Below are 16386 nucleotides of genomic sequence, written 5' to 3'. Positions count from 1 at the left end.
CCCAGGTTGGGAACACTTTTTTAATCGTAAGAAATTTTTGTCCCATGAGTCCAACTAGCTTCACCTTCTTGTAAGCCACCTCTTGATTCAATTTCTATTACAATTTCTTTGTAAATACTTTGACCTTCCGCGTTTAAATAAGGCAAAATCTGTTGTAATGAATGATGAAAATAAGCTAATTCATCTTCTTTCCATTCGTTTTTTGAAACCATTGTTAGTTCAGTCATATCGCGTCCTATATACATATTCCCACCTCCATTTTCTATAGTTTGAATGAGTAACAAGAGATATATGCGGAATTTTTTCAAAAGAAAATTACGGATAGCTTCTAGTTGAATTGGTTACATTATTGATTGTGGAGGTGAGAAAGATGAGTAAAAAACAACAAGGTTATAACAAGGCAACTTCTGGTGCTAGCATTCAAAGCACAAATGCTAGTTATGGTACAGAGTTTGCGACTGAAACAAATGTACAAGCAGTAAAACAAGCAAACGCACAATCAGAAGCTAAGAAAGCGCAAGCTTCTGGTGCACAAAGTGCAAATGCTAGTTATGGTACAGAATTTGCAACTGAAACAGACGTGCATGCTGTGAAAAAACAAAATGCACAATCAGCTGCAAAACAATCACAATCTTCTAGTTCAAATCAGTAATGAAAGAAAAACACTTCTCTAACTCGTGAGAAGTGTTTTCTTTGTGCTTTGGCCATGGTAATGAAAATAAATCGAACGACATAACTTCTAATAAGTCAACAAATGTAGTCAAAGGAGAAGGAAGTTACAGGTTAGAAATATGTAATGAGGAATAATAACTGATAAATAAGTTCAAAAGGGGGTAAGTAATGAACGATTTTGATAAGTTGGTAGGAGAGCAATTGGAAACGATGGATGAGTTGTTGAAATTACAAGCTCATCTAGAAAAGTATCAGCAAATTGAAATGAGCGAAAAGGATACGTGCGATAAAAAGGAATTACATTTTATCCGCCAGGAAATATATAGAACAGAATTAGCACTCAAGCTATTGCATGAGAAATTTGAAGAGCAAACAAATAGTGTGATTCAATCTTTTGAAACTGAAAAAATGATTTCAAATTTAGGATAAGATATACCGCTATCTTCAGATAAAAGGTCCTTCTTTACATGGAAATAAAGAAGGGCTTTTTTTATTCTCATTTCCTCGTTTTGCCCGTAACCTAAGAAGATTAGGAGTATGGTATTCAGTGTGAAAAATGGAGCCTTAGCGCTTTAGTTTTAAAATTTCGACAAAAAAGTTATAATAGAAAAAAAGTGAATGCAGCTCAAAGGGCATTTGCAGTTGAAAGAAGGGAGCATATATGGGATTTCCCAAAGAAGGAGAAAAAGTACAAATACATAGTTATAAACATAATGGCTCCATTCATAGAATGTGGGAAGAGACAACAATTTTAAAAGGGACACAGAGTCTTGTAATCGGAGCGAATGATCGTACAGTAGTGACGGAATCAGATGGCCGAACATGGATTACTCGTGAACCAGCAATTTGTTATTTTCATGCAAACTATTGGTTTAATGTAATTGGAATGTTAAGGGAAGAGGGAGTATACTATTATTGTAATTTAAGCTCACCTTTTGCATATGATTCTGAAGCGTTAAAGTATATTGATTATGATTTAGATATTAAAGTGTATCCAGACATGACATATACGCTTTTAGATGAAGATGAGTATGAAAAACATAGTCAAATTATGCAATATCCACCTGTTATTGATACGATTTTAAAACGAAATGTAGCACAATTAACGCAATGGATTCATCAAAGAAAAGGGCCATTCGCGCCAGATTTTGTAGATATGTGGTATGAGAGATATTTAATGTACAGAAATTAACACAAACCTGCAGGGGATTTCCCGGCAGGTTTGTCCTATTAGAGGGGGGATTATGTGCAAGGTATAAAAAGATATTTGCAATTTGTTAAACCATATCGATGGCTTATTGCTATTACGATTATGATTGGTCTAGTTAAATTCGGCATCCCGCTTATTATGCCGTGGTTATTAAAATATATTATTGATGATGTAATTCAGGGCGCAGGGTCACTTCAAGATAAAACGTCCCAACTAGTAACAGCGATTGGGATTGCTTTTTTTATTTTTGCAGTATTAAGACCGCCAATTGAATATTATCGTCAATATTTCGCGCAACGTATTGCAAATACAATACTATATGATTTGCGAAAGCATATTTTTGGTCATTTACAAAAGTTGAGTTTACGCTATTATTCGAATACAAAAACAGGGGAGATTATTTCACGTGTCATTCATGATGTAGAACAAACGAAGGACTTTGTAATTACTGGTTTGATGAATGTTTGGTTAGATACGGCAACAATTGCTATCGCTATTATTGTTATGTTTTCTATGAATATAAAATTGACATTTGTTGCGCTATTAATTTTACCTATTTATGTAGTAGCAGTGAAATATTTTTTCGGGCGTCTTCGTAAATTGACGAAGGAGCGTTCACAAGCGTTAGCAACGATGCAAGGATATTTACATGAACGTATTCAAGGGATGCAAGTGACACGTAGCTTTGCATTAGAAGAGTATGAGGGGAAGCAGTTTGAAAAAAGAAATAATGAATTTTTGACGAAAGCGTTAACGCATACGAGTTGGACGGCGAGAACATTTTCGGCAGTAAATACGTTAACAGATTTAGGGCCGTTACTTGTAATTGGTTTTGCAGCATATGAAGTGATTCAGGGGCAGTTAACATTAGGGACTATGGTTGCCTTTGTCGGATATATGGATAGTTTGTATAGTCCGCTTCGCCGCCTTGTTAATTCATCTACGACATTAACGCAGTCTTTCGCATCGATGGACCGAGTGTTTGAACTGTTAGATGAAAAATACGATATTGTCAATGTGCCAAGTGCAGTACAAACGAAAAAATTAAATGGTGAAGTGATATTTGATAATGTATCTTTTCGTTATAATGCGGATGAAAAAGAGATATTACATAACCTTTCGTTAACTATGTTGCCAGGAGAGAAGGTAGCACTTGTAGGAGCGAGTGGGGGAGGGAAGTCATCTCTTGCTAGTTTAATTCCTCGTTTCTATGATGTTTCCTCAGGGGCAGTTTATGTAGATGGAATAGATGTCAGAAAGTATGATATGAGAAATTTACGTAGCCATATTGGAATTGTACTGCAAGATAATTTGTTATTTAGCGATACAATCGGGGCAAACATTTTATATGGAAATCCGAAAGCTACAGAGGAAGAAGTAATTGCAGCTGCCAAAGCTGCGCAAATTCATGATTTTATTATAGAGTTACCTGATGGTTATGATACTGTCGTTGGGGAACGTGGTGTGAAGTTATCTGGTGGTCAAAGGCAACGTGTAGCGATTGCACGAGTGTTTTTAAAGAATCCATCATTACTTATATTAGATGAAGCGACTTCCGCTTTAGATTTAGAAAATGAACGATATATTCAAGAGGCGCTTCAGACGTTAGCTGCTGATCGAACGACAATCATAATTGCACATCGATTGGCGACGATTACGCATGTGGATACGATTATTTACATTGAAGATGGTGAAATTAAAGAAACAGGTTCTCATGAAGAATTAATGAAAAAAAGAGGATATTATTACAACTTATATCAACTTCAACATATAACAGAAACAGCTCCTTTAGCGTAAAAGGAGCTGTTTTTTATTCGTCTTCTTTTTTATCATCGATTTTAAGTTCTGCTTCTGGTTTATGGTATGTGTAGAAGCTATCCACAAGTAAATCTAAATGCTCTACTTCTTCACTATAGTTAATAATGGCAGAAATAAGAGGGAAGAGATGTAGCCATGTTTTATATGCTTCTTCATCGTCCTTGTTTTGATATTCCATAAAGATATCAATTAATTCTTGTTTACCTGTTTCAACTTCATCAAGCATTTCAACGGATTGTTGTTTTTTTGCTTTACCAATAAATTTTAATAAAACTTGTTCATGGTAATGCGTTAATGAATCAAGTTCGTTTTGGATAGATTCTTGAAATTCTTCTGGCATATAGCGCAATTCATTTTCAGTACGATGTAATGATTTTAACGTACTTAAAGCACGGCTTGTCGTCGCTAACATTTGTCTGAATAAAACGAGCTTACGAATTTTTGCGAACTGTACTTTTTTCGTGTAACTTCTTTCTTCTTTATACAGCAAATAGTAATGGTTTAATTTGATCATTTTTTCTTTCATACGATCAATATCAGTTTTTAGCGTTGTAAAATCAGAAGCTTGCCTGCTATTCATTCGAATCCATTTTACAATTTCTTCTGTGTTATCAACGATGCGATGATATAGCTTTGTTTCGTATTTTGGCGGCATAAATACTAAATTTACAAGTGAAGCGGCAATAATACCAACCATAATCGTCGCAAATCGAAGTAAGGCAAAACTAAAGAAATCTTCGCCCTGATATTCCATAATAGCGATAACAGTTACTAAAGCGATTGATATTGTGTTTTCTAATCGTAATTGCAATGTAAGAGCAATTACTAATATACATGTTAATCCAATAATAAAAGGATTATGTCCAAAAGCAGTAGCGAATGCGATAGCGAATACCGCACCAATGACGTTTGCTTGAATTTGTTCAAGTGCAGTTAAATACGAACGGTATACAGACGGTTGAACAGCGAATATAGCTGAGATTCCCGCAAATACCGGACTCGGTAAGTTAAGTAAAATACAAGCAAATAAAGCTAAAGTGATGGCAATACCCGTTTTTAAAATGCGAGCACCAAGTTTCATACCCTAAATAAGATCCTTTCTCTTGTCATAATGAATGTACAACATGATACTATACATTCATTACAATATGTTAGCAAGTGATATTTTAGTGACGTTAATAAGAAATTAAGATTCATTTTATACTTTTTCCTAATTCTTTTGAAACATCAATTTTTAGTAAAAAAACCTGCTGAATTCCAGCAGGTTTCAAATTGTTACTATAGATTACTATGAGAAGTGTACTTCGTCAATTTTTTTCTTGAAGGTGAAAAATAGGTATATCACTCTGTTGAGATAGATGGATCAGCCTGCTCTTTTTTCGGGATGATTTCAAAAAACTGTTGCTGCATATCATCGAGTAACGGTGTTAACAAAGCAACTTCTTCATATTGTTCATGTTCATTTAATACACGGATATAATCTAGTAATAACTCGTTTACATCTCGCACACCATTTTTACTAATTGGTTGCAATGTAACATTTGCTCCTTTTGCGATTCTTCTTTTTAAGGCCTGTTCTGTTAAACCTAAGCTTGAATCATGACGTAAATAAACAACGCCGCCAGTCATACCAGCACAGATCCATGGGCCAGGATCCCCTAAAACAAGCGCTCGCCCATTTGTCATATATTCAAAAGCAAAACCTTTAATATTAGAGTATGCTCCTATATTCCCTTGCTCTTTTTCACGGAGTGGCTTTGTCATGCGCCCTCCAATTATCATGTCTGCTCCAGAGAGACGAATGCCAGCGCGAGCATCAGCGTTACCTTGAACGTATAACGCTCCTTTTTGTGCACCGTATCCAAAACCTTTTCCGACAGAACCGTTATAATATAGGCCATCTTTTCCTTTTGCTTTTGTTATATAAATACCACCACCAAAGGAGGTTTTACCAATACCATCTTGTGCACCGCCATTTACATGTATAAATAAATTTTCACTATTGTAAGCACCTAATCCATTTCCAGGAATCGAGCCATTCGTATACTTTAATGTCAGTGGTTCAAGTTTTGTATCTTCATATAATTTACTACGCACGCGATAGCAAGATTCTAGACCGCCCATAACGCGTTGCTCTACACCAACGCCTACTAATTCTTTTGAATGAGGGGAATGAATGGTTTCAAATTGTTTTTCTAGTACGTGTTCTGTTTTTATAACAGATGGATGTTCTATCGTTTGTAGTAAATTACATAAGTTTAATAAATTTTTGCCTCGAACTTGTTCTAATAAATCAGACCGCCCGACAATTTCTTGTAAGTTTGTATAGCCAAGATTTCCTGTTAATCGTTTTAGTTCTTCACCAAAAGTAGTGAATAAATGTAATAATCCAGCCACGGCACTTTCTAGTTCGCGCGGGACGAAGCGGCGTAATCCGTGTTCTTTTGCCTGAGCTTCAGATTCAATTTGTGTTGCAATGCCAACGTGACAAGTATCTAGATGACATCCGCGGCAAGTTGTACAGCCGATTGCAATCATGGATAATGTACCAAATCCAATGCGATTTGCTCCGAGGAGCATGATTTTCAAGGCATCATTAACACTTCGAATACCACCATCAGCCCAAATTTCTACGTTATGTCTCATATTTGCTTCTAATAAAGCATTGTGAGCGGCTTTCACACCAATTTCTACAGGAAGGCCTACATGTTGCAATGCGTGAATACGTGCAGCCCCTGTACCACCATCAAATCCGCTAATATTAATAAAATCAGCACCAGCTTTTGCGATGCCAACAGCAATTGTTCCAATATTAGGGACAACAGGAACCTTTACAGCTACTTTCGCAAGTTGATTAGCCGTTTTAATTTCTGTAATCATTTGAGCTAAATCTTCAATGGAATAAATATCATGGTTGTTAGAAGGTGAAATTAAATCTGAGCCAATTGTTGCATTGCGTGCTTCAGCGATTTTGGCTGTTACTTTTGAACCTGGCAAATGTCCACCTTCACCAGGCTTTGCGCCTTGCCCAATTTTTATTTCAATTAAGTTTGATGAATTTAGTAGTTCGGCGTTTACGCCAAATCGCCCAGATGCAACTTGTTGTCCACGTGTATGTGGATATTTTCCAATCATATCTTTAATTTCGCCGCCTTCACCGTTCAAGCTAATCATATTTAGTTGGTCGGCCGCTTCTGCATATGCACGAAAGGCAATTTCATTTTGAGAGCCAAATGACATGGAACTAATAATAAATGGTAAATCATGATTTTGAATGCTGATAGATACCTCTTCAGTTGGAATGACATGTTTTGTTTCTTTCGTTTGAATAAGGTGTCTAATCGCAATTGGATTATTTTCTTCTAATTCACTTAACTTGTCACGGTAATCATCATAAGAGTTTCCTTTTGCGACATCACCGATTGCTTTCCAAATTCGCGGGAATATATGAAAAGATTTTCGTATTCTAACTTTCGGATCGTTATAATCATCCGCTCGCATTTGTGCATCTTCAGCAAGTGATTCAAGAGAAAAGGTTAAATCATTTGAACCTAAGAAATTTGTAACTTGCAATATATTTGCGATTTCCTCATGTAATCCAATAGAAGAATAGAGGCGGCCGTAACCACGCAATTCATGAATTCCAATTGTTGAAATGACTTTCTCCAGTCCTTTATTAAGTGCATTGTATAAATTCGTAATTGGTGTTTTTGTCCCATCATTTACGGTTGCAAATAATAAATAGGGATTAATACTATCTGCTCCTAATCCATACAGTGTAACGATATCGTGTAAGGAGCGAAGGGCACCCGAACGTATAACGAGAGAGCAGTTTCGGCGTAATTTATTTTCGCTTAATACTTGATGTACTTTAGCAGTAACTAAATGTGGATCAATCCATAACCGTTCATTTAGATGAGCGTCGGCATCGTCTATTAATAGTAGGGAAGCCCCATCGTTCACGGCTGTTATCGCTTCAGAACTAATTCGACTTAAGGCGCATTGTAAAGTTTCTGCCTGACTGAATGTAGCAGAAATGGTAGTGATAGAGCTATGAGTATTGAATAGTTCTATAAGTTGTTCATACGTAATTGTGTGTAATTCCTGTGCAATAGATTGTGCCACGCTTCCTTCTAAAATAATTGGGGAAAGCATCTCAACTACAAATGGTTTTTTCGCATCGCTTAATAAACTTGGTCGCTCTCCAAGTATCGTTCGTGTGGAGAAGTGTTCGACCTCTCGATCGCGATCGATTGCTGGGTTTGTAACAACAGCTACACTTTCCTTAATGAAGTCAGCGATATTTCGTCTATCAGTATCGAGTGCGGCAAGTGGTGAGTCATGCCCAAGTGAGCGGATTGGCTCAACGCCTTTTGTTGCCATCTGTTCAAGAAGCTGAATATGTTCTCGGTCCCATCCGAAAGCAACATATTGTTTCGTTTCAACTCGCATAGAATCACATGAATTAGGAATTTCTTTCGTTTCAGGGATAGATAAATGTAAATGATAATTGGTAACATCCACTCTCTTTTTAAAACGGTTATATACTTGAGTTTGGTAGTCGTCGTGTTCGTAGAGTACAAGCTCATCTCGTTCATTCCACTTTAGGCCGACTTTTTCTCCTGGAGCGAGTGGTTTTGGTTCTGCTACATATTCAGTTGGTGATACAACTCCAGGTTCAGAAGAGAAAATATAAGAGCTTTCTGTTTCAACTTTCCATACTGGTCGAAGTCCAAGGGAATCAACGCTGAAAACAGCTTCATCTTTATAACGTGAAATAATGCCAGCTGGACCTTGTGCAAAATGGCCCCATGCTTCACGTATATACGTATATAAATCTTGTAAATGTGTTTCATAAAGTTTAATTTCATTAATAATTGGTGGGAATAGTATATCCATTGCTTCAAATAAACTGTAGCCATATTGAACAAGTAGAGTTTCTAAGGTGCGGTTTAAATCTTGGGAGTCACTGCCCCCAGCAGTAAGGGGAACGTGAATCATTTCAGCTTGATCGCGTAATTTTGCAATTGTGTTAATTTCACCGTTATGTCCGAGAATACTAAATGGTTGTACACGAAAAAAATTAGATAATGTATTAGTAGAATAGCGATTGTGTCCTAGTGTCATAGTCGAAGCGATAAGTGGGTGTTGTAAATCATTGTAATAGGCAACAAGTGTATCCCCAGCACCGAGAACTTTATATACAACGTGATCACGACTTAAGGAAGCAACATGAATCGCTTCGTTTTCCTCTATTTTTATCGTTACTGAAAATAAGGTTTGCTCAATATTTACAACTTCATTTTCTGCGATAAGGGCAACTTGCCAAAATAAAGGTTCTTCTTGTTTACCAAGTGGACCGAGTGCATCGGAGTTTATTACATTGTCACTTTCGAAAAGGATTGCAAAGTTTTTGTTGTTTAGTTGTGTACGAATATGATTTTTTAAATCAACTATATTTTCGTTTTTGTTTAGAAAAAAATGTCCAACGATAAAGTGGGGATGATCCACAATCGTTGGATTATATCCGCTACTTTTTAATTTTTCATTCCAAAGAGCTTTTGGTACATCAATGTGAATGCCGATTCCATCGCCTTCGCCATTAATGAAACCAGCTCTATGATTCATTTTGACGAGCGATTGTATGCAGAGGTCAATGTTTTCTTTTGTAGGAATTTTTCGTTTCTCCATAACGGAAACGATTCCACACGCATCATGTTCTGCATTTTTATAATCTCGAAATAAAGACGGTGTCCATGTATTTGTTTTATTGAGCATCCGTCAATCCCCCCTCTTGTGAAAGTTTGAATAATCTTACTATTTAAGGCGTGAGCAGCCTTTTATACAAAGATAGTAAGGATCTAAAAGAAAATTAAACAGATAATTATGAATAATTATACTATTAATACGGGATTTATGAAATAGAAAAAAGGAAAAAAGAAAGATGTGCTTTCTTTTTTCCTTTTAATGATGAGATTATTTATTGTCTGCTAAAGCAGCAAATGCTCTGCCTACAGCTTCAATTGTATATTCAATATCTTCTTTTGTATGCTCTGTTGTTAAGAACCATGCCTCGTATTTAGAAGGTGCTAAGTTAACGCCTTCTTGAAGCATTAGCTTGAAGAATTTGCCGAACATTTCCCCATCTGTATCTTGTGCTGCATCGTAATCTTCAATTGTATTTGTTGTGAAGTATACAGTTAAAGCACCTTTTAGACGGTTTAATGTAATGTCAATATTATGTTTTGCAGCTTGCTCTAAAATTCCTTTTTCAAGCATTGCACCAAGCTCATCTAATTTCTCATAAAGCCCTTCTTGTTGAAGAACTTCTAGACAAGCAATACCAGATGCCATAGAAGCAGGATTTCCTGCCATTGTACCAGCTTGATATGCAGGTCCGAGCGGGGCAACTTGTTCCATAATTTCTTTCTTACCACCGTAAGCACCGATTGGTAGTCCGCCGCCGATAACTTTACCAAGCGCTGTTAAGTCTGGTGTTACGCCAAGTAAGTCTTGAGCGCCACCGTACATGAAGCGGAAAGCGGTAATAACTTCATCATAAATTACTAGTGCACCAGCTTCATGAACAAGTTCATTCACTTTCTCAAGGAAGCCAGGTTTTGGCTCTACAATACCGAAGTTTCCAACAATCGGTTCTACAAGAATAGCTGCTACCTCATGTCCCCATTTATCTAATGCTTCTTTTAAAGTTTCTACATTATTAAATGGAACAGTAATAACTTCTTGAGCGATACTTTGTGGTACGCCGGCTGAGTCAGGGGTTCCTAGTGTAGACGGGCCAGATCCAGCTGCTACAAGTACTAAATCAGAATGACCGTGGTAACAACCAGCAAATTTCATAATTTTTGTGCGGCCTGTGTAAGCACGAGCGACACGGATTGTCGTCATTACTGCTTCAGTACCAGAATTTACGAAGCGGACTTTATCTAATGCAGGCATTGCTTCTTTTAACATTTTTGCAAATTTTACTTCTAGTGCTGTTGGTGTTCCGTAAAGTACACCATTTTCAGCAGCAGTTGTAATTGCTTTTGTGATGTGCGGGTGAGCATGTCCAGTAATAATAGGACCGTATGCTGCTAAATAATCGATATATTTATTTCCGTCTACATCCCAGAAATAAGCACCTTTTCCGCGTTCCATAGCAATAGGAGCGCCGCCGCCAACTGCTTTAAAAGAACGAGAAGGACTATTAACGCCGCCAACGATATGTTCTAAAGCTTCTTTATGTAATGCTTCTGATTTTGTGAATTTCACTACCATTCATCTCCTTACAAAAATCTATGTATTATTCTAACATGTTTTTCGAAAAGACGTATTGTTTGTGATAGAGAAGGCAGTTGGGTAAACTATTCGTTGTGACATTTAGGAAGGGGGTCCGGTTATGAAATCGGTAATTGAGGTACAAGGATTACGTAAAGAATTTACAGCCTATTCAAGTCGTCCAGGTTTAAAGGGTGCATTTCGCGATTTATTAAATCGTAATTATAAAATAGTACCAGCAGTAAATGATGTATCTTTTACTGTGAAACAAGGTGAAATGGTTGGATATATCGGTGAGAACGGTGCTGGTAAATCAACGACAATTAAAATGCTTACGGGGATTTTGACTCCGACATCAGGAGATATTTTAGTAAATGGAATGAACCCGCATAAGCAGAGGGAAGAATTTGTAAGAACTATTGGTGTTGTTTTTGGTCAACGCTCACAGCTTTGGTGGGATATTGCGGTACAAGAATCGTTTCGTTTATTAAAAAAGGTGTACGGTGTATCAGACGCTCAGTATAAAGAACATATGGAGCACGTGATTGAAACGTTAGATATTGGCCCTTTATTAGATAAGCCAGTTCGAAAGCTATCTTTAGGTCAAAGAATGCGTTGTGAATTAGCGGCAGCATTAATTCATAATCCGCCGTTATTATTTTTAGATGAACCAACAATTGGACTAGATGTACTTGTGAAATTGAAAATACGTGAGTTTTTAAAAGAAATGAATGAACGTTATAAAACAACAATTTTATTAACTACTCATGATATTACTGATATTGAGGCATTATGTGAGCGCGTTATTATGCTGGATGAAGGAAACATTATGTATGACGGTTCTTTAAATAATCTTCGTACGCAGTGGGGAGCAGAGAAAGAAATACATTTTCAGTTTGTTGCACCAGTTTCCTATCAGGCTTTATCAATGGTTATGCCAGATAGTCATGTCGTTTGGTCGAAAGCGAAAGAGGAAAACGCATGGATTGCAAAAATACCGAATGAAGAAGTTATTATTTCAATGCTTATTTCTAAAGTAGTACAAGCATTTCAAATTAAAGATTTAAAAATTAATGAAGTGTCTACAGAGGAAATTATTCGTAACATTTATGAAGAAGGTATTAAACATGGGTAAGTACATTGAAATGATTCGAATTCGCTTTTTAATGATGCTTGCGTATCGCACAAATTATTATAGCGGGATTTTAATTTATACGATTAATATCGGTGCGTATTATTTTTTATGGCAAGCAATTTATAGCGGAAAAGAGAATATTGAAAGTTTATCTATTTCGCAAATGACTACGTATATCGCAATTGCGTGGATGGCACGTGCCTTTTATTTTAATAATATAGACAGGGAAATTGCGATGGAAATTCAAGAAGGACGTGTAGCGGTAGAACTGATACGTCCATATAACTATTTAGGAATGAAAGTGATGCAAGGTCTTGGTGAAGGAATATTTCGTTTTGCATTCTTTTCCATTCCGGGTATGGTTATCGTTACCTTATTATTTTCATTGCAAATTACAACGAATTTTCAAACGTGGTTATATTTCTTCTTATCTTTAATATTTAGTTTTATTATTAATACACAAATTAATTTAATGACGGGAATGCTCACGTTCTTCCTATTTAATAATAGTGGAATTATGTATGCAAAACGTGTTGTTATTGATTTATTTTCTGGTCTATTATTACCGATTAGTTTTTATCCGTTATGGGCCCAAAAGGCAATGGTGTTTTTACCATTTCAGGCCATTAGTTATATTCCGAGTATGATTTTTTCAGAAGGTATACAAGGAAGTAAATTGTATGAGGCATTATTATTCCAAGTAATTTGGGCAATTGTACTTATTATTCCAATTGTACTCATGTGGAGAACGGCGAGAAAACGTCTAATTGTACAAGGGGGATGATGAGATGATATATATAAAACTATTTTTGCAATATGCAAGCCAATATATAAAAACAAAATTGGAGTATCGGGGCGATTTTATCGTTGGATTACTTTCTGATTTATCACTACAGGCTGTTAATTTAATTTTTATTCTCGTTGTGTTTGGACATACACAAGCATTAAAAGGCTGGAGTAGAGAAGAAGTCATCTTTATTTATGGTTTCTTTTTAGTACCGTTTGCCATTTTCTCAGCTTTCTTTAACATATGGGACTTTAATGATCGTTACATCATTAAAGGAGAAATGGATCGCATATTAACGAGACCAATTCATAGCTTGTTTCAAATTATATTAGAAAGAATGGAACTGGAATCTTTAATTGGGGCCATTACAGGAATGATTGTAATGGGGTATGCAGCTGTGGAGTTGCAACTATCTTTTTACTGGTATGATTTCTTCTTATTCTTACTAATGGTAGGAGGAGGCGCGCTTGTGTACGGAGGAATATTTGTTACGCTTGCAAGCCTTGGTTTTTGGTCGGATGCGAAAAGTTCAATTATGCCGCTAATGTATAACATAGGTAATTATGGCCGCTATCCGGTTAATATTTATAACCGTGTGATTCGCTTCATTTTAACATTTGTTTTACCATTTGCGTTTGTCGGAGTGTATCCGGCAGCGTACTTTTTAAGAAAAACAGAGTGGAATAGCTATGCATTTGCAACACCGCTCGTTGGTGTTATCTGTTTTACAATTGCAATCACTCTTTGGAACCAAGGGGTAAAAAGGTACCGTGGTGCTGGCAATTAATTATAAAAGCTCGTTTGTTTCTAAGGGATAAATCTAATGGTCACCTCATACATATAAAATGAGGTGGAGGACATGTTATGGGGATTTATTCTATTAATTGTAGCAATTGCTATTTTGAGAAGTGTCCAATTGTTATGGAGTTCCTATTCAGATTCAACGCGTTTTTTTTCGCTGTATAATCTAGCCACATTATTTTTAATTTATACAACTGTACTAATTGCGTTTGGATTAAGTTATGTTGTATTAGAAGAAATGGGTTTTGCAGTTTTGAAAGAAGATGGAGAAAGCTTAAACGCTCACTCTTTTCAACTCGTTGAAATTTGTTTATATTTTAGCGCAGTTACTTTATTGTCTGTTGGATATGGTGATATATCTCCGATTGGAATTGGGCGGTGGATTGCAATTGGAGAAGCGCTAATTGGATATACATTACCGTTTGCTTTCGTGATGAGGTCTGTAATAGACAATGAAAAATAAGATGGCATTTGTTATAGTAAAAGAAAAGAATAGGAGTGATAACAATGGTTACAGTAGGAGAAATGGCACCGGAATTTACATTAGAGGGAAGTAACGGGGAACAAGTTCGCTTAGCTGATTTTCGTGGGAAAAATGTAGTTCTATATTTTTATCCGAAAGATATGACTCCAGGGTGTACAACTGAAGCGTGTGATTTCCGTGATTCTTATGGATTATTTCAAGAGAAGGACACGGTTATTCTTGGAGTGAGTCCGGATCCGGCAAATAGACATTTGAAATTCATTGAGAAGCATGAACTTCCATTTACACTTTTAGTAGACGAGGATCATAAAGTAGCAGAATTATACGATGTTTGGAAATTGAAAAAGAACTTTGGGAAAGAGTACATGGGAATTGAGCGCTCTACATTCCTGATTAATAAAGACGGTGAGCTTGTAAAAGAGTGGCGTAAAGTGAAAGTGAAAGGACATATTGAAGATGTTCTTTCTTATATAAACTAAATCCATTGTGGAGATAAAATATATAGAAGTAAGGCGAGTGTCTATACATATTTTATTGTCTTACATAAAGTGAAGTGTAGGGCATACCTCCTCAGATGATAGTATTCCAAGTGCGATTATGTCGCACTTTTTTTCTATGTAAATGTATAGGAAATGGGGAAAGATACATAAGAATAAGGCTATATACAAAAATAAACCACATACTTATAGTAGAAATATTGACGATTTATAAGAAAAGGAGTACACTCTTTATAAGAATTATAAAATAATAATCCGTATAGAATCGGGGTGCATGACGGTGGTCAAAGAAGAATTAAAAGAAGCGCTAGAAATGCTGAAAAATACGGGTGTACGCATTACTCCACAGCGTCATGCTATTTTAGAGTACCTTGTGGAATCAATGACGCACCCAACAGCGGATGACATTTATAAAGCATTAGAAGGTAAGTTTCCAAATATGAGTGTTGCAACTGTCTATAATAACTTACGTGTATTTAAAGAGGTTGGGCTTGTAAAGGAATTAACTTACGGAGACGCTTCAAGTAGATTTGATTATGTTACAAGTCAACATTATCATGTGATTTGCGAAAAATGTGGTAAGATTGTTGATTTTCCTTATGGAGGCTTGGAAAAGCTTGAAGAGGAAGCTGCGAAAACGACAGGCTTCGTTATTAATAGTCATCGCTTAGAAATTTATGGCGTTTGTCCAGAGTGTCATAAGGCGTAATATATAATAAAGAAAGAGGCTGACGGATTTACGTCAGTCTCTTTCTTTGAATTACGTTAGGTTCAGGGGGATTTAAAATGTGAAGTGAAGAACCTAACTTAATTGAGGATAAATACAAAAGGTGATTTCTTAACCAAGAAATCACCTTTTAATGTTTAGCTCTGTAAGGCAATATTTTTTTAAGGTAATCATATGTACCTATGATTTATAGCTCTTCTTATTATATTTTTCATCAAATTCTTTTCCTTCTAGATCTCGATCCATTGTTAAAGGTTGGTTGCAATGCATACATGCGTCGACACGACCGAGCATTTTTGTAGGTTTATCGCAGCTTGGACAAATAATTTGTACCGTTTTAGTAGATAACATACCAATCCAAAAGTAAACGACTGTACTAGCGATAACAGCTAAAAAGCCAACCATCATAAATGTTGTCATAATAATAATGTTCTCACGGAAAAAGACTCCTAAGTATGCAATGAAGAGGCCGATAAATACTAAACTTAATGCAAAGGTCCGGATTTTATTGATTTTGTTTGAATACTTAATGCTCATTCTCACCACGCTCCTATAACAATAATATAACATAAAATTTAGAATTTTCTATCGTATAGAAATATGGTAAAGTGAAAAGATATGAAATGCAGAAGGAAGGGAGATTATAATGATTTTTGAAACATGTTTTTAAACTTTTAACGGGATGTGAAATTTTTTTATAAAAAGTATTGACCATGTATGTACTGCATGATATATTAATAACCGTCGCTGATGCGGAAACGCAGAAAACGATAAAAAAGAAATTAAAAAACTTAGTTGACATCGAAAAACGAAGATGTTAACATAAGGAAGTCGCAATTGAGCGACTAAGTAGTTCTTTGAAAACTGAACGAAACAAACAACGTGAAACGTCAATTTTTATTTTAGATGCTAGACAAACTAACTTTATTGGAGAGTTTGATCCTGGCTCAGGATGAACGCTGGCGGCGTGCCTA

General features: G+C 36.1%; 15 protein-coding genes. 10 read left to right on the top strand and 5 right to left on the bottom strand.

What is annotated here, in order from left to right:
- Nucleotides 1–20: 20 nt before the first annotated feature.
- Entirely contained in the window at nucleotides 21–245 is a 225-nt protein-coding gene (locus tag AC0L0O_RS25165; RefSeq protein ID WP_000275445.1) for a hypothetical protein, read from the bottom strand.
- 125 nt (nucleotides 246–370) lie between these two features.
- On the opposite strand from AC0L0O_RS25165, the gene AC0L0O_RS25160 reads away from it, so the two are divergent.
- The 4 genes from AC0L0O_RS25160 (at nucleotide 371) to AC0L0O_RS25145 (ending at nucleotide 3679) form a co-directional block, all read left to right on the top strand.
- Nucleotides 371–652 carry a gamma-type small acid-soluble spore protein gene (locus AC0L0O_RS25160; RefSeq protein ID WP_000039039.1) on the top strand — a complete coding sequence of 94 codons (282 nt, stop codon included), beginning with the start codon at nucleotides 371–373 and terminating at the stop codon, nucleotides 650–652.
- Between the two features lie 188 nt (nucleotides 653–840).
- Nucleotides 841–1101, top strand: a complete 261-nt coding sequence (locus tag AC0L0O_RS25155) for a YgaB family protein (RefSeq protein ID WP_000997582.1) — start codon at nucleotides 841–843, stop codon at nucleotides 1099–1101.
- 232 nt (nucleotides 1102–1333) lie between these two features.
- Nucleotides 1334–1864: a nucleoside tri-diphosphate phosphatase gene (ntdP, locus tag AC0L0O_RS25150; RefSeq protein ID WP_000506628.1), complete on the top strand. Its 531-nt coding sequence runs from the start codon at nucleotides 1334–1336 to the stop codon at nucleotides 1862–1864.
- A gap of 54 nt (nucleotides 1865–1918) precedes the next feature.
- Nucleotides 1919–3679, top strand: a complete 1761-nt coding sequence (locus AC0L0O_RS25145) for an ABC transporter ATP-binding protein (RefSeq protein ID WP_001161615.1) — start codon at nucleotides 1919–1921, stop codon at nucleotides 3677–3679.
- A gap of 13 nt (nucleotides 3680–3692) precedes the next feature.
- Here AC0L0O_RS25145 and AC0L0O_RS25140 read toward each other — a convergent pair whose 3' ends face one another.
- The 3 genes from AC0L0O_RS25140 to hemL form a co-directional block, all read right to left on the bottom strand.
- On the bottom strand, nucleotides 3693–4781 hold the full coding sequence (locus AC0L0O_RS25140) for an aromatic acid exporter family protein (RefSeq protein WP_000765785.1): 1089 nt from the start codon (nucleotides 4779–4781) through the stop codon (nucleotides 3693–3695).
- Nucleotides 4782–5041: 260 nt separating this feature from the next.
- Nucleotides 5042–9478 (bottom strand): glutamate synthase-related protein, encoded by a 4437-nt coding sequence (locus AC0L0O_RS25135; RefSeq protein WP_428889553.1) that lies wholly within the window; start codon nucleotides 9476–9478, stop codon nucleotides 5042–5044.
- Between the two features lie 198 nt (nucleotides 9479–9676).
- On the bottom strand, nucleotides 9677–10981 hold the full coding sequence (gene hemL, locus AC0L0O_RS25130; protein WP_000260527.1) for a glutamate-1-semialdehyde-2,1-aminomutase: 1305 nt from the start codon (nucleotides 10979–10981) through the stop codon (nucleotides 9677–9679).
- A gap of 121 nt (nucleotides 10982–11102) precedes the next feature.
- Between hemL and AC0L0O_RS25125 the strand changes: the two genes are divergently transcribed.
- The 6 genes from AC0L0O_RS25125 (at nucleotide 11103) to perR (ending at nucleotide 15394) form a co-directional block, all read left to right on the top strand.
- Nucleotides 11103–12116, top strand: coding sequence for an ABC transporter ATP-binding protein (locus AC0L0O_RS25125; RefSeq protein ID WP_000843645.1), 1014 nt, complete (start codon nucleotides 11103–11105; stop codon nucleotides 12114–12116).
- Nucleotides 12109–12900, top strand: coding sequence for an ABC transporter permease (locus AC0L0O_RS25120; protein ID WP_000521523.1), 792 nt, complete (start codon nucleotides 12109–12111; stop codon nucleotides 12898–12900). The genes AC0L0O_RS25125 and AC0L0O_RS25120 overlap by 8 nt, the downstream gene beginning before the upstream one ends.
- 4 nt (nucleotides 12901–12904) lie before the next feature.
- A complete protein-coding gene (locus AC0L0O_RS25115; RefSeq protein ID WP_000639352.1) occupies nucleotides 12905–13690 on the top strand; it encodes an ABC transporter permease in 786 nt (261 codons plus the stop codon).
- A 72-nt stretch (nucleotides 13691–13762) separates the two neighbouring features.
- Nucleotides 13763–14167: a potassium channel family protein gene (locus AC0L0O_RS25110; protein ID WP_000964357.1), complete on the top strand. Its 405-nt coding sequence runs from the start codon at nucleotides 13763–13765 to the stop codon at nucleotides 14165–14167.
- Nucleotides 14168–14211: 44 nt separating this feature from the next.
- Nucleotides 14212–14667, top strand: a complete 456-nt coding sequence (bcp, locus tag AC0L0O_RS25105) for a thioredoxin-dependent thiol peroxidase (protein ID WP_000259041.1) — start codon at nucleotides 14212–14214, stop codon at nucleotides 14665–14667.
- A gap of 298 nt (nucleotides 14668–14965) precedes the next feature.
- A complete protein-coding gene (perR, locus tag AC0L0O_RS25100; protein WP_000237829.1) occupies nucleotides 14966–15394 on the top strand; it encodes a peroxide-responsive transcriptional repressor PerR in 429 nt (142 codons plus the stop codon).
- A gap of 198 nt (nucleotides 15395–15592) precedes the next feature.
- On the opposite strand, the gene AC0L0O_RS25095 is transcribed toward perR, so the two are convergent.
- Nucleotides 15593–15949: a YgzB family protein gene (locus tag AC0L0O_RS25095; protein ID WP_000025061.1), complete on the bottom strand. Its 357-nt coding sequence runs from the start codon at nucleotides 15947–15949 to the stop codon at nucleotides 15593–15595.
- Nucleotides 15950–16386 lie beyond the last annotated feature (437 nt).

This window comes from Bacillus sp. GS3m_15504 (assembly GCF_055825275.1).
Note: the sequence above shows the minus strand (reverse complement) of the source record. Positions and strands in the feature narration are given on the sequence as shown.